13 protein-coding genes are annotated in these 13673 nt (G+C 63.1%); 7 read left to right on the top strand and 6 right to left on the bottom strand.

Annotated elements, in window-relative coordinates; genetic code table 11:
* Positions 1-91: 91 nt before the first annotated feature.
* Together K1X41_RS01390 and K1X41_RS01385 are read right to left on the bottom strand one after the other, a co-directional pair.
* Entirely contained in the window at positions 92-793 is a 702-nt protein-coding gene (locus K1X41_RS01390) for a tyrosine-type recombinase/integrase (protein ID WP_220175148.1), read from the bottom strand.
* Positions 794-1663: 870 nt separating this feature from the next.
* On the bottom strand, positions 1664-2308 hold the full coding sequence (locus tag K1X41_RS01385; RefSeq protein WP_258566602.1) for a TetR/AcrR family transcriptional regulator: 645 nt from the start codon (positions 2306-2308) through the stop codon (positions 1664-1666).
* A gap of 37 nt (positions 2309-2345) precedes the next feature.
* Between K1X41_RS01385 and K1X41_RS01380 the strand changes: the two genes are divergently transcribed.
* Positions 2346-3437 (top strand): GNAT family N-acetyltransferase, encoded by a 1092-nt coding sequence (locus tag K1X41_RS01380; RefSeq protein WP_220175147.1) that lies wholly within the window; start codon positions 2346-2348, stop codon positions 3435-3437.
* A gap of 218 nt (positions 3438-3655) precedes the next feature.
* Here the strand turns inward: K1X41_RS01380 and K1X41_RS01375 are convergent, their stop codons facing one another.
* A complete protein-coding gene (locus tag K1X41_RS01375; RefSeq protein WP_132203313.1) occupies positions 3656-3892 on the bottom strand; it encodes an Rv0909 family putative TA system antitoxin in 237 nt (78 codons plus the stop codon).
* A gap of 215 nt (positions 3893-4107) precedes the next feature.
* Between K1X41_RS01375 and K1X41_RS01370 the strand changes: the two genes are divergently transcribed.
* Entirely contained in the window at positions 4108-4824 is a 717-nt protein-coding gene (locus tag K1X41_RS01370) for a DUF1345 domain-containing protein (protein WP_220175146.1), read from the top strand.
* Positions 4825-4921: 97 nt separating this feature from the next.
* The gene (locus tag K1X41_RS01365) at positions 4922-5287 is read left to right on the top strand and encodes a VOC family protein (protein ID WP_132203309.1); all 366 of its coding nucleotides are present in this window, start codon (positions 4922-4924) and stop codon (positions 5285-5287) included.
* Here the strand turns inward: K1X41_RS01365 and K1X41_RS15300 are convergent.
* From K1X41_RS15300 to K1X41_RS01350, 3 genes are all read right to left on the bottom strand, one after another.
* A complete protein-coding gene (locus K1X41_RS15300) occupies positions 5284-5586 on the bottom strand; it encodes a hypothetical protein (RefSeq protein ID WP_243642824.1) in 303 nt (100 codons plus the stop codon). The genes K1X41_RS01365 and K1X41_RS15300 overlap by 4 nt on opposite strands.
* Positions 5587-5954: 368 nt before the next feature.
* Positions 5955-7019, bottom strand: coding sequence for a cell division protein ZapE (zapE, locus tag K1X41_RS01355; protein ID WP_133616656.1), 1065 nt, complete (start codon positions 7017-7019; stop codon positions 5955-5957).
* Positions 7020-7025: 6 nt separating this feature from the next.
* Complete coding sequence (locus tag K1X41_RS01350) at positions 7026-8243, bottom strand: alpha/beta hydrolase (protein ID WP_132203305.1); 1218 nt, start codon at positions 8241-8243, stop codon at positions 7026-7028.
* 85 nt (positions 8244-8328) lie between these two features.
* Here K1X41_RS01350 and K1X41_RS01345 point away from each other — a divergent pair, with 85 nt between their 5' ends.
* The 4 genes from K1X41_RS01345 to K1X41_RS01330 all read left to right on the top strand — a co-directional run bounded on the left by K1X41_RS01345 (position 8329) and on the right by K1X41_RS01330 (position 13595).
* On the top strand, positions 8329-8946 hold the full coding sequence (locus K1X41_RS01345; protein WP_132203303.1) for a DUF3000 domain-containing protein: 618 nt from the start codon (positions 8329-8331) through the stop codon (positions 8944-8946).
* A 5-nt stretch (positions 8947-8951) separates the two neighbouring features.
* A complete protein-coding gene (locus K1X41_RS01340) occupies positions 8952-10139 on the top strand; it encodes an HRDC domain-containing protein (RefSeq protein ID WP_220175145.1) in 1188 nt (395 codons plus the stop codon).
* 111 nt (positions 10140-10250) lie between these two features.
* Entirely contained in the window at positions 10251-11453 is a 1203-nt protein-coding gene (locus tag K1X41_RS01335; RefSeq protein WP_133616654.1) for a thiolase family protein, read from the top strand.
* Between the two features lie 6 nt (positions 11454-11459).
* The gene (locus K1X41_RS01330) at positions 11460-13595 is read left to right on the top strand and encodes a 3-hydroxyacyl-CoA dehydrogenase NAD-binding domain-containing protein (protein ID WP_220175144.1); all 2136 of its coding nucleotides are present in this window, start codon (positions 11460-11462) and stop codon (positions 13593-13595) included.
* Positions 13596-13673 lie beyond the last annotated feature (78 nt).

Below are 13673 nucleotides of genomic sequence, written 5' to 3'. Positions count from 1 at the left end.
CTGCTTCTTATAGCCGCGAGTGCACCGGAGCGCGCCTACTGGAGAGTTGCTAAGCGCGAACCGAGCTCATTCCGCACCCCTTGCCACAAGGTCAGACCTTGTTCATGCGCCGCTTCCTTCCTGCCTTCGTTGCCAGTTCGATGCGCCGTGCTTCGTCTGCATCATGCTGGTAGCGCAGAGCGGCACTGGGGCTCGAATGTCCGAGTCTGGCCATGATTTCTTTGAGTGTTGCGCCAGTCTGCGCATAGCGGGTTCCGGCGAAGTGCCTGAGATCGTAGGGGCGGGTGTTCGGCATACCCGCTGCCTTGCGCGCTCGGTCATAGTGGCGGTCGAATGTTGACCGCGAAAGCGGCCTACTTGGATCCGTGCGCGCAGGGAAGAGCCGCTCACGGCCAGTACGACCCTCGACTCGTTCGGCGATTATCTCGGCATCCTCTCCAGACACAATGACCGAGCGAACGCTCTCGGCCTTAGGTAGGATCTGGTGCACGATGCCGTCGATGATCTGTACTTGACTATCGATAGTTACGGCAACGTACTCAATCTCGCCCTCCCAATCGCGAAGCGCTGTAATGTCGTCAGCTCGCAGGTCCACTGCTTCGCCGAAGCGACAAGCAGCGGCAGCGAACACGACGACCAGCGCCTTGTACTCGTCCGGCATCTCTTCGAGGAGCTTCTCGAATTCGGCATCGCTTCTTGGCGGCGCAATCTCGATGCCGGTGCGCTGTGACTTGCCGCCAACCACGACGCAGGGGTTCACATCGATGAGGCCTTCAGCGAGCGCCTCCTTCATGATCGGCTCCAACAGCTCATACGCTCGCGAAGTCTGAGTCCTTTTGCCCGTTTCGATCCCAGCAGCGTGACATGCGGCAACGCGGGCCGTAGTAACTTCGCCGAGTTTGAGATCCAGGAGCTCCGAGAGGGGACCTCCTGGATCGTTTGGGCCTTTGGTGCCGGCTTGCCGAAGCATCCGCGTCCGCTCGTGCACAGACTTCGGTGATAACGGCCTGCCTGTCCTGCGGTTGTTAGGGTGGCGCTCGGCCCATTCTGTTGCGTAGGCACCCAGCATGATGTCGCGTCGCTCGCGACGCTCGGCCTCCTGCGCTTCCCGTTCCGCGACGATGTCAGGATGCTCCCAAGAGCCACCCGACATCCTTGCGTGCGTTCTTGTTAGCCAAGCATCTGCAGCTGCCGCGGTCGGGAACGTCGTGGGGGCTGAGCACCGGACACCCTTCACTACGTAGTGAGCCCTGTAATTCTTGCTCGGCAGCTTCGAAACCTCGCCGAAGCCTCTGGGGCGCTTTCGCGCTTTCTGTGTCGTGAACGTCTCCGTGGGGTCAGCGTGGGGTCGTGAGTGCCCCTTTAGGCTACTTCAGGCACCCTGGCCTGGTCATCCATGGCGGAAACTTTGCCGTAATTATGCCAAAATTGACTCCTGGCGAGGCCTTGAACAAACCCACGAAACTGGTTCGATCCCAGTATCGCGCACAGCAAAGACCCGGCTTCGGCCGGGTCTTTTTTTGTGCGCTCCCGCCAGGAGTTCACGCAGTGACCTCGGAAGAATTGCGAACGCTTCGCGTCCGCTTGGAAATTCTTCCGCTGGTTCGATCCCAGTATCGCGCACAGCTAAGACCCTTGTGCGTTCATCGAGAGGGGGAAGCGTTCAGGCACGCTGGGCCCGATCGAGAGATGCACCCCCGGTGTCGCTCGAAGTCACCAAGAGCGCACGCAACCCTGTCAAGAAGATGCGCTCAGGATCCAAGTGCTGCGTCGCATGAAGTGCTGCGTAGCGCGGAGCAAGCTCAGCGGGGACCGCCGCAACGCGCTCACTGCCCGCCATGGGCGTCGTGCTCGCACTGCCCGTGACGAAGTTCGACAGCGCATATGCGGCCGTGAGTGGATCGGCGTGCCCTCCCTGTTCGAGCAACACCACCATGCGCTCGGAAAGAGCGAGGTAGTTGGGGCCACGCGGCGCACGCATCGCAATCACCCGGCTCGCCCACGGATGCTGCACCAGGTGCCGGTAGTAGGCGATCATGAGTTCTTCGAGCGTCACTCCCCGCTCTGCGAGGCGAATGTTCATGTCCTCACCCAGCGTCGCGTCAAGGGCGATGTCAAACAGGTCATCTGCCGCGGTGATGCGTGAGTACAGACTCGCGGGGGCCACCCCCAACTCACGTGCAACTGCGCGCACGGTCACAGCTCCCGTGCCGCCGAAGTCCAGTAACTTCGCAGTAGCTGCCGCGAGGTTCGCGGTGCTGATGGCACGCGTGCGATGCACGGGCCGCTCATGCTCCCAATAGCTCACGGCACCACCCTAACCGATCTATGTTAGTTTTACAGCCATGCTGGATCTCTCATTGCTCCCGTTCGTCTCGGAGCGCGCGACACTGCGACGCATGTCCTCCGCTGACGCTCCCCTCTACACTGCCGGAACCGCCGATCCCGAACTGCGGAGCTGGCCACCTCTCCCAGTATCTGAGCACCACTCTGCGCCACCGGCGCTCTCCAACGCTGAAACCGATGAACAGCGCATGGGCCGCGAAGATTTGACGGTCTTGACGATCGCACATCCTCAGACCGACGAATTCATCGGCAGCCTCATGCTGTTCAATGTGACACACGACTCGGCCGAGATTTGCTGGTGGCTTGTGTCACGGTACCGAGGAAGCGGCCGAGCCGAAGCGGCGCTCGCCCTCGCGAGCGAACTTGCCAGGAGAGGTGGCTTCGTCGCACTGCGTGCACAGGCCTCCGCCGCAAACGTCGTGGCGCACCGCGTTCTCGAGAAGGCGGGCTACCTCGATCAAGGCTGGAAACCTGGACGGACGGGAGCTCGCGAGCAGGTCGAGCTGCGCCGATATGAGCTCGCGGTTCCGGCCGATCTCACTCCGACGCTGCGCACCGAACGCTTGCGGCTTCGCGGGTACGAACGACGTGATCGCGACGCGCTGCAGCGGATGTACGGTGACCCTGAATCGGCCAAGTATCTCCTTGATGAACCGTGGTCAGACAGCTTCGCCGAACTCCAGATCAATCAGCGGCTCCCCCGCACCAGCTTGACGAGAGCCCCGCATTCGCTCGGGTGGGTGGTCGAGCATGAAGGCGCCGTAGTCGGCGAGGTGCTGCTCTGGTTGACTGACGTTGCAGGCAAGGTAGCCGAAATCGGCTGGGTGCTGGATCCTTCTGCGAGCGGCAAAGGCTTCGCGACAGAAGCGGTGACTGCTGTGCTGCGGCTCGCATTTGAGGACTATGAGCTGCATCGAGTCGTCGCGCAGCTGGACCCTCGCAACGAGGCTTCGGCCCGCCTGGCTCAGCGCGTGGGATTGCGCCAGGAGGCGCACCTGCGACAAAACTGGTGGAGCAAGGGCGAGTGGACGGACACGCTGATATTTGCGGCGCTCCATTCAGACCCGGGGTTTATGCCAGAACAGCGGTAGCCAGAACAGCGGTAGCCAGAACAGCGGTAGCCAGGACGTTTTGCGGATTCGACGTGGGACTCCCGCGCCGAGACGGCTGAACGTCCGACGCTCCAAAGGTGTTCACGCACGCGCGGCACTGACGCTCAGGTTGCAACACGGGGAGGACGTGCAGGAGCCCCGGACAGCAGAAACGGGCCGATCCTCACGAAGGATCGACCCGTTCGAAGATCAGTACCTTACTGATTGCCGATCTTGCCGTCGAGATTGTCACGGACTTCCGCGATCTTGTCGGCGTGGCTACCGCCAGTCACCTTGTTTGCGAGGTCAGCGGCGCCGTCAAGGATCTTGTCGCTGATGGATTCGGCCTGGTCGCTCTTCAGCGCCTCGCCCACCTTGTCAGCGTTCTCCTTTGCGAACTCCCCCACCTTGCCAGCAACCTCGGTTGCCTTCTTACTCAGATCTTCGATGCTCATCTTGAATCCTTCGCATATGACGTGCCGCCGAACAATTCGCTCAGCTGAGGCCATTATGGCGTGTTCACGGTCCCGCGGATAGAGTCTCGCGCAGAAAAGGGCATTGTGTGACAGGTCAGAGATGCCCTTGGAACACACGGTGATCGCTCTGCGCTCGCACTGCGATAGCTCTTCACTACTACGGAGCCATGCTGAGCTCGCGCTATGGTTGGCTGATGTCTGCGCGCGGTTCACGAGAGATTCCACTTCGCTTCGACGACGGCTTCCGGGCCGGAATCGCGCTCCTGCTCACGTGTCCTGTTCCTGTGGCGTTCGCCATTCCGGTGCTGCTCTCCGATCACTTCGGGCAGGCGGAGCTGCGGCTCTTGTTTGCGCTCATGTGCGCGATGTTCTCAGGCTTCTTCCTCGTGTACCTACTCTGGTCCCATCATCTGTTCGTGCGCACAGACCATGGGGAGCTGGTCGAGATTGCTAGCACGCAGCAACTCAGGGGGCCGAGCAGGCTCTCTCGAATGCTGGGGGTCGCGCGCACGAACGATTGGGTGATCCTGAGCGCAGCGAGCGCGCTCATCGTCTCCATTTCCGCCGTGGTCATCGGTGGCGACGGCGGGGGCATATGGCTCGCGTTCCTCGTGCTTGTCACCACGGCATGCGCCTGGGCGACACTCGTCTATGCCTACGCTTTCAGATACTTCCGACTCCACGCGAGCGGGGATCACATCGAGTTCGAGATCGATGATGAGCCAAGGTTCATCGACTTCGTGTCGATGGCGGTGATGGTTTCTTCAGTGGGGGCGCTCTCCGCTGGGTCGCCGCGTACTCGTGCCGGGCTTGGCGCCGTGCGATCCCATACGGTCGTCGCGTTTGCATTCAATGCGCTCGTCGTGGCGATGATTGTGTCGCTCGTCGGCGGCTTCATCACTGCGCCCTGAGCTTCGAGTCGTAGTCGGACCGCGCAAATCAGGGGATGACGTGGGCCGGAATTCCCGCCAGACTGGACGCACGCAGGTCTCGAGGAGAGGAACACTCATGAGTGGCGCACCACCGATTGGCTCACTCTACGGCGTCGTATTTGATTGCCCTGACCCAGCGGCTCTCGCTGAGTTCTACCGCGGTGTTCTGGGCGGTGTACTCGATCCTGACGACGATGACTGGGTAGATCTCGTGCTCCCCGGTGGCGGGCTCCGCATCGGCTTTCAACTCGTGCCCGAGTACGTACCACCGGTATGGCCTGGCACTGAGGGCGCACAGCAGATGCATCTCGATATCGCAGTGGGGGATCTCAACGCCGCGGAAGAGCACCTGCTTGAGCTGGGAGCAAGACTCGTCGATATGCAAGCGACGTTCCGGGTCTACCTAGATCCGGTGGGTCACCCGTTTTGCACGGTTCACTAGGCGGAAATGCCGTGTTCGCGGAGTACTGCCGCCACTGCCGGTGCGAAGCGCTCACGTGAGAGTACGGTGCCCTCTCGTCGCATGCCGGCGTGACTCACGAGCAGGACGCGCTCGGGCGAGAGGAAGCTTTCGCGTCCCTGGCTGTCCCAGGGGCCCGTGCCAATCGAGACAAAACCGCGGTGCGCTTTCGTGCTGAGGTAGCACCCAGCCGTAGTGTCGGCGTCAATGCGCGCAATGATCAGCACCGGGCGATCCTTGCCACGCCCGTCGTGCTCCTCGTAGGGCACCCAGGTCCACACGATTTCACCGGGATCGGGATCCCCATCAGCCCGGGGGGCATAGCTCGGCTTGAGGCGTTGAATTTCGGTCCGCGTGAGGTCGCGAGTCGCGCCTGGGCCGAATTGCCCGGGGCTTACTTCGCCATTGTTGGCAGAGGCACCGCGCGATGTGGCTCCGGGTCCGCGCCCGGCTCCTTCCGTCGCCGGTGCTCCCGAACGTGACCCTGGCTTCCCGCTTGGCCTGGATTTTGTATCCTGACGAGGGCGTGGCTGTGCGGTGCCGCCTGAACGGGATCCAGATCCCGTGCCGCCTGAATTCTTCCGAGAAGCCCTCACGAAGGCGTCGATGAACGAGCGGAGGAAGTCCGCCCACCCCCGTGAGGACTTATTCACGCTGAGATCTCGCTCGCCGTCAACGCGTTCAGACGCGAAATGCAGCGGAGGTACTTCTTGCGATAGCCGCCGTCAATCATGCCGCCGCCGAAGATCGAGGTCAGCGAAAGGCCAGTTGCGCGAATCGGGATCTGGGCGTCGTAGACGCGGTCGATAAACGCAACGAAGCGAAGTGCAGCAGACTGATCAGTCAACTCGTGCACGTCGCGCAGGCCAATGCACTGCACGCCGGCCAGCAACCCTGAGTACGCGGAGGGGTGCACGGTGGCGAGGTGTTCTGTCAGCTCAGTGAAGTCGTCGTCAGTCATACGTTCACCGGAGGCAGCAACGTCCGCAAGCGCAAAACGGTACGCGTCGTCGCTCAGCGCGCGCGCATCGCCCTCGATGTCGCGCTGACGGTAGTCAACGCCATCGATCCGGATCGTGCGGAAACGGTCAGCCATGGCCTGGATCTCTCGCATGAAGTCCGAAGCCGCGAACCGTCCCTCTCCCAACGCGTTGGGTGGGGTGTTGGACGTCGCGACGATGCGTGATCCGGTCGAGGTGAGATCGCCAATAAGCCGAGTCATCAACATGGTGTCGCCCGGGTCATCGAGTTCGAACTCGTCGATGCAGATGAGCCGCGCACCCTGCAACACGCCCACAGCACCCGCGTAGCCGAGCGCCCCGACCAGTGCGGTGTACTCGATGAACGTGCCAAAGTATTTGCGCCCGGCAGTTGCGTGCCAGGTGGCAGCAAGCAGGTGGGTTTTGCCGACGCCGAATCCTCCGTCGAGGTACACTCCTGGCTTTGCTGGGGCAGTCGGGGCCGCCTGCTTCTTCCGCCCAAAGCCAAAGAGGCCGCCGCCGCCGCGTCCTGCGGGAGTTCCCGGCCCAGCGAACGCCTGAAGCAGGTCGCGCGCTTCAGCTTGCGAGGGGTAATCGGGATCTGGGCGGTACGACTCAAACGAGGCATGATCGAACTGCGGAGGCGGCACGAGGGTCGCAACGAGTTCGGTTCCGGAAATGCTGGGCCGGCGGTCAACGAGGCGCGCGGCGCTGTGCTGCTTGTCAGAGGACATCGCAGATTAGTCTAGCCGCACCGGCGGGACGAGCAGGTCCCCACGCCAGCCGGGTTTGGGGAGGGCCCGTGCGAATTGCTCTGTTGCCGCTTCCCACCCCTCCGGATCCGTGTTCCAGAGCTTGACATGCTCACCCTCGTCCTGCAGGCGCAGCTGCACGAGATCCGGGCGGCTCGCTGCCAGCGCTTCGGCCCCCGCGCAGGGGACGAAGCTATCTCCACGACTCGCATGGAGAAGCACAGGCACCTGCAACGCTCGACCGACAGTCTGTGGGCGCAGGCTCGGGAAGTCGATCCCGCCAGGCTCTCCCCCGCGCACCACACCGCGCTTCAGGAGGGTAATGCCGAGGTCAGCCAGCGGCCGCGGCGCTGCCACAGCGGCCGCCTGGTGTCGCAGGAGTGCGGGCCAGTCTACGGCGGGCGAGTCCAAAATGAGGCCATCGACGGCTGCAGCATACCGGCCAGTCGTGCCGGAGCGGAGAACTGCCGTGCCCCCCATGGACCACCCGAACAGGGTCACGCGCTGAGCCCCTCGTCGAAGGGTCTCAGCGATTGCCGCGTCGACGTCGCGGCTTTCCGCAACTCCCATTCCGTAGCGACCATAGTCGCCAGCTGGTGCGCCAGGATCATTGCGATAAGAGATCACGAGACTCGTGATCCCAGCACGAGCGAGCGGCAGCACTCCTCGCAGGGTTTCCTCGGGAAGCGCACCCCGGCCGTGCACGTGCACGGCCCAGCGGCCTCGCTGAGAACGACGGACCTTCGGAGGATGGAGGATCCAGGCCTCTGCGGCCCCGAGTTCCGTCTCATAGTGGATGCGTTCCGTGCGCAGTCCAACGGCCTCGGGAGTCGCATACCACCAGCCCGTCAGGCGTCCTCGTGCTCCTGCCTGCAGCACGCCGCGATCGACCTGCAGCACCTGCCTGGAGACTGCGCCACGATCAATCGCGAGGACCGGGCCGACGCGCGCGTGGCCGGCGTCACCGTTGAACAGCAGCGAGTACTGGCCGGGCAGATCAGCGTGCCTGCCGCGTAACCAGACGATGATCCGATCGTCCTCCCGTTCAATGCGATCGAGCAGGACAGGCTCAGCGGGAGAAAGATCGGGTGTGACGACCCGGCGCGCCAGGGCGGTACCCCCCGCAACCACCCCTGCAAGGCCGAGGGCCGCCGCACCCAACCCATACCCCACTGCTCGACTGAGCTTGCTCTCCCAGCGCTGCATTGGATGCCCCTTCCTGCCGCGATCCGGGCGATCCCGGCGTGGCTTCGCAAGATGATTCACAGGAAACTCTAGTGTCACGGGTGTGATGGCAATGATCGGCGGGACATCGATCGAGTTCAGCGTCGCGGCCGAACAGATCCGAAATGCGCGGCTTCGTAGTGAACTCGTGTCTCAGGAGATCCCCGCTCCTGAACGGATCGCACCGGACTCAGTCGCGCTCGCCGCGGGAGTCTCGCGCGGGCCGAAGCGCGGCGACGACGCTGAAACCGCCCTCGACTCGGCCTACGGCGCGGGGCGGCTCTTGCTGCTGCACGACCCTGATTCCGTTGAGGAATGGGGCGGGCCGTTCCGCGTCGTGTGTTTTGCACACGCGCCACTCGAGATGGAGATTGGCGTCGATCCATTCATTTCGGATGTTGCTTGGTCGTGGCTCGTTGACGCTCTCGATACCCGGGCGGCTCAGTACACGTACCTTTCTGGCACTGCCACGAAGACGATCTCCAGCGGGTTCGGTACGCTTGAATCGAGGGGCGATGCCGCTCAAATTGAGCTGCGGGCCTCGTGGACGCCGCTCGGAGCCGATTTCTCCGCTCATGCAGAGGCCTGGTCGGAGCTGCTGTGCTTGCTCGCTGGACTCCCACATGAAGAAGGAATCGACTCGCTCGCGGCGCGACGGGCGCGCCCGACCTCTGAGGGAGTCTAGAAGTCTTGGTTGAACAGTCAGAACTCGACACCCAGTGGTCGCTGATCACCGACGATGCTGGTCTTGCTCACGCTGCAGCCCTGCTCGCCGACGCTACCGGGCCAATTGGTGTCGACGCTGAGCGCGCTTCAGGGTTCACTTACGGCGCCGAGGCGTATCTCGTGCAGGTGTATCGACGCGGCGCCGGTCCATTCCTCTTCGATCCAATCGAAATCACGAGTTTCGCTCCACTCGCCGCAGCGTTGGATGGTGAAGAGTGGATTCTGCATGCCGCCAGCCAGGACATTCCCTGCCTTGATGAACTCGGACTGCATCCTGACCGCCTCTTCGACACCGAGCTCGCGGCACGCTTGCTCGGCTACGACCGAGTGGGGCTCGGTGCGATCGTGGAGCAGCTGCTCGGGATCCACCTGGAGAAGGCTCACTCGGCGGCCGACTGGTCGCAGCGCCCGCTTCCCGAGTCGTGGCTTGAGTACGCCGCGCTTGATGTTGCGCTGCTCCCGGATCTCCGCGACGCGATCGCGGATGACCTCGATGCCCAAGGCAAGCGCGAGTACGCGGTGCAGGAGTTTGAAGCGGTGCGCACTCGGCCGCAAAAGATCAAGAGCCCGGAGCCGTGGCGAAAGCTCTCCGGTGCGCATGTATTGAAGACACCGCGAAGCCTGGCGCTCGCGCGCGAGCTCTGGGAAGCGCGCGACGCGCTTGCACGAGAACGGGATATCGCGCCAGGGCGACTCATCCCAGACTCGTCGGTGGTTGCGGCGGCCGCGGCAAATCCACGTTCCAAGGGTGATCTCGCACGGATTCCGAATTTTAAGGGGCGCGCGAGCCGCACTGAGATCGACCGGTGGTGGAAAGCGATCCTCGTCGGAAAGACCACCGGAAATTTGCCTGGATCGAAGCCCCGGGATCCTGACGCGATCCCTCACCATCGCGGCTGGGGCCAGCGGAACCCGGAGGCAGCCGAGCGGCTGGTCGCCGCGCGTGCCGCGGTGGAGGCCGAGGCGGAGCGTCAGGGGATCCCCATTGAGAATCTGCTGACTCCGGATCATCTGCGCCGTCTGGTGTGGCGTCCACCCGCTGATCGCTCGGCAGAGAGCATCGCACTCCGTCTCAAAGAGCTCGGAGCCCGTGAGTGGCAGCTTGGAATAGTTGCACCAATACTTGCGGCTGTTTTTGTAGATCTGCGATAAGTGAGGCCCCGGAATTCCGGGAAGTTGCGGCGAACTCACACGGGTTGTCCACGGATTGAGACTGAGTCTCTAATATGGTGGAAGACAGATCACATACCTGATGGAGGCGAAGTGGCCGCAATGAGAGATGTTGTGTTCGTAGACGGGGTTCGTACCCCCTTCGGACGCGCAGGCGACAAGGGCATGTATGCGGGGACCCGCGCCGACGACCTCGCGGTCAAGGCGCTGCAGGGTCTCCTCGCCCGCAACGAAGGACTCCCGCTCGATCGCATCGACGACGTTGGCATTGCCGCGACGACCCAGCAGGGCGATCAGGGTTTGACACTCGGTCGCACCGTTTCGATTCTCTCGGGAATCCCCGTCACCGTTCCTGGCTTCGCGCTGGACCGCATGTGCGCCGGTGCCCTGACCGTGGCGTCCTTTATGGGCGCCGCGATCGGATCCGGCCAGTACGACATTGCCGTCGCCGGCGGCGTAGAGCACATGGGACGTCACCCGCTCGGTCTGGACGCCGATCCGAACCCTCGCTTCGTCGCAGAAAAGCTCGTCAGCCCAGACGCGCTCAACATGGGACTCACCGCTGAGCGACTCCACGATCGCTTCCCAGCGCTCACCAAAGAGCGGGCAGATCGCTTCGGCATGCTGAGCCAGCACAAAGTGCAGGCCGCCTATGACCGCGGCGATATTCAGCCGGATCTGATCCCCGTCGCCACACGTTCCGCCGCTGGCTGGGGCCTTGCAACCGAAGATGAGGGCCGACGCCCGCAGACGACGATGGAGGGGCTCGCAGGCCTCAAGACGCCGTTCCGCCCGCACGGACGCGTCACCGCTGGCACGTCTTCCCCGCTCACTGACGGCGCGACGATGTCGCTGATGGCTGGTGCCGATACCGCGCGCGAGCTGGGGCTGACCGCGAAGATGCGGCTCGTTGGATTCGCCTTCGCCGGTGTTGAGCCCGAAGTCATGGGCCTCGGCCCCGTTCCCGCGACGGAGAAGGCGCTGAAGCGCGCTGGTCTTAGTATCACCGACATCGGACTGTTTGAGCTGAACGAAGCATTTGCGGTGCAGGTGCTCTCGTTCACCGATCACTTCGGCATCTCCGACGAGGATCCTCGCGTGAACCCGTGGGGCGGCGCAATCGCAGTGGGCCACCCGCTTGCCGCTTCCGGTGTTCGGCTCATGATTCAGCTCGCGCGTCAGTTCGAGCAGCGTCCAGACGTGCGCTACGGTGTCACGGCGATGTGCGTCGGCCTGGGTCAGGGCGGCACTGCGATCTGGGAGAATCCCCACTTCGACGGCAAGAAGGGCAAGTAATACGCCATGACTGATTACCGCAGTATCGATTTCGCCCCGCTTCTCGCGGCCTCCGCTGACGAAGTCATCACTGAGTCCTTCGTCAGAGACGTCACCCTCCCCTCCGGCGGTACGCTCGCGCTCATCACCCTCGACAACGGCAGGGACCACACTCGCCCGAACACGCTCGGGCCCCGCACGCTTGAGCGTTTTGGCGCGGTACTGGACGAGCTCACTGCACGAGCAGCCGCTGGGGAGATTGCGGCTGTCGGTGTCACCGGCAAGCAGTTCATCTTCGCCGCTGGTGCAGACCTCTCCAAGGTCTCGACGCTTGCCACCGCAGAGAACGCTCGTCTGATGGCGCAGTATGGCCACTACATCCTGGGCAAGCTCAGCACCGTTGGCGTTCCTTCGTTCGCGTTTGTGAACGGGCTCGCGCTCGGCGGCGCCATGGAGATCGCGCTGCATTGCAGCTACCGCACCGTAGATTCGTCTGCCGCGGCGCTCGCGTTTCCCGAAGTGTTCCTCGGCATCATCCCAGGATGGGGCGGCGCAACGATTGTCCCCAACCTGATCGGGATCGAGCAGGCGCTCGAAGTAGTTGTGTCAAACCCGCTCAAGAACAATCGCATGCTGAAGCCGAAGCAGGCGACCGAAATGGGTCTGTTCGACCAGATGTTCGGAGCGGCAAGCTTCCTTGAAGAGTCGCTCGCGTGGGCGGATCGCGTACTCACCGGTAAGACCAAGGTTGAGCGCCCGCATGTACCCGGCAAGCTGGAACGCCTCACAAAATGGCCAGCGGCGATCAAGATCGCCCGGGACATGCTCAAGGCCCGGATTGGCACGGCTGCGAAGTCGCCGTACGTTGCGCTCGATCTTCTGAGCGCGGCGAAGGACAACGATCTCCAGCGCGGCTTCGAACGCGAAGATGACGCACTTGCTGAACTCATTGCGGGCGACCAGTTCGTCGCGTCAATCTATGCCTTCGATCTCGTCCAGAAGCGCGCGAAGCGGCCAGCCGGAGCTCCGGACAAGTCGCTCGCGAAGCCGGTTCAGAAGGTCGGCGTGATCGGCGCCGGCCTCATGGCGAGCCAGTTCGCGCTCCTGTTCGCGCGAAAGCTCCGCGTCCCCGTGATCATCACCGATATTGATCAGGCACGCGTCGACAAAGGCATTGCGCATATCCGCGGTGAAATCGACAAAATGCAGGAGAAGGGACGCCTGACGCAGGACGACGCGAACCAGGTCAAGGCCCTCGTCAGTGGCACCACGGACAAGACTCTGTTCGCTGATTGCGACTGGGTGATCGAGGCCGTCTTCGAGGAGCTCGGCGTGAAGCAGCAGGTGTTTGCCGAGATCGAGCCGATCATCTCCGAAACGGCCGTTATGGCGACGAACACTTCGTCGCTATCAGTCGAGGAAATCGGCGCAAACCTGGCACACCCCGAGCGCCTCGTGGGCTTCCACTTCTTCAATCCAGTCGCCGTGATGCCACTGATCGAAGTCGTCAACACGCCGGCGACGGACGACGAGACGCTTGCCACCGCTATGGGCGTAGCGCGCAAGCTCGGGAAGAGCGCCGTGATTACGGCCGATCGACCCGGCTTCGTGGTCAACCGCCTCCTCGCCAAAGTGATGGGCGAGGCGGCGCGCGCACTCGACGAGGGGACGCCACTGCCAGTCGTTGAGCGCTCACTCGCCGGGATCGGGCTGCCGATGGGTCCGTTCGAACTCATCGACCTCGTCGGTTGGAAAGTTGCGGCGCACGTACAGGACACCATGGTTGCGGCGTTCCCGGAGCGCTTCTACGCCTCTCCGAACCTCCACGCTCTCGCAGAGATCGATAGCGCGCTCGTGAAGACGAAGCAGGGCAAGGTCGAGGACCTCTCGAAGGCCGCGAAGAAGGCACTGAAGTTCGGAAACTCCCCCGTTACTGAGTCCGACATCCTGCGTCGCGTTGAAGACGAGCTCGCGGGCGAAATCAAGATCATGCTGGACGAGGGGGTCGTGGCGGCCGCCGAAGACATCGATCTCTGCCTGATTCTTGGTGCTGGTTGGCCGTTCCAGGCAGGCGGGGCAACGCCCTATCTTGATCGTGTGGGTGCGAGCGAGCGTGTCTTCGGAGCAACGTTCCACAATCCACGGATCGCTGCGGCTGGCTAACTCAGCGCATCGATGCAGCGTGTGGCCGCGTCCCGTATTCACGGGCCGCGGCCACACGTCTGTCTGCACTGGCACGCA

The organism is Leucobacter luti (genome assembly GCF_019464495.1).
Lineage (GTDB): Bacteria > Actinomycetota > Actinomycetes > Actinomycetales > Microbacteriaceae > Leucobacter > Leucobacter luti_A.
This window is presented reverse-complemented; position numbering and strand designations above follow the sequence as displayed.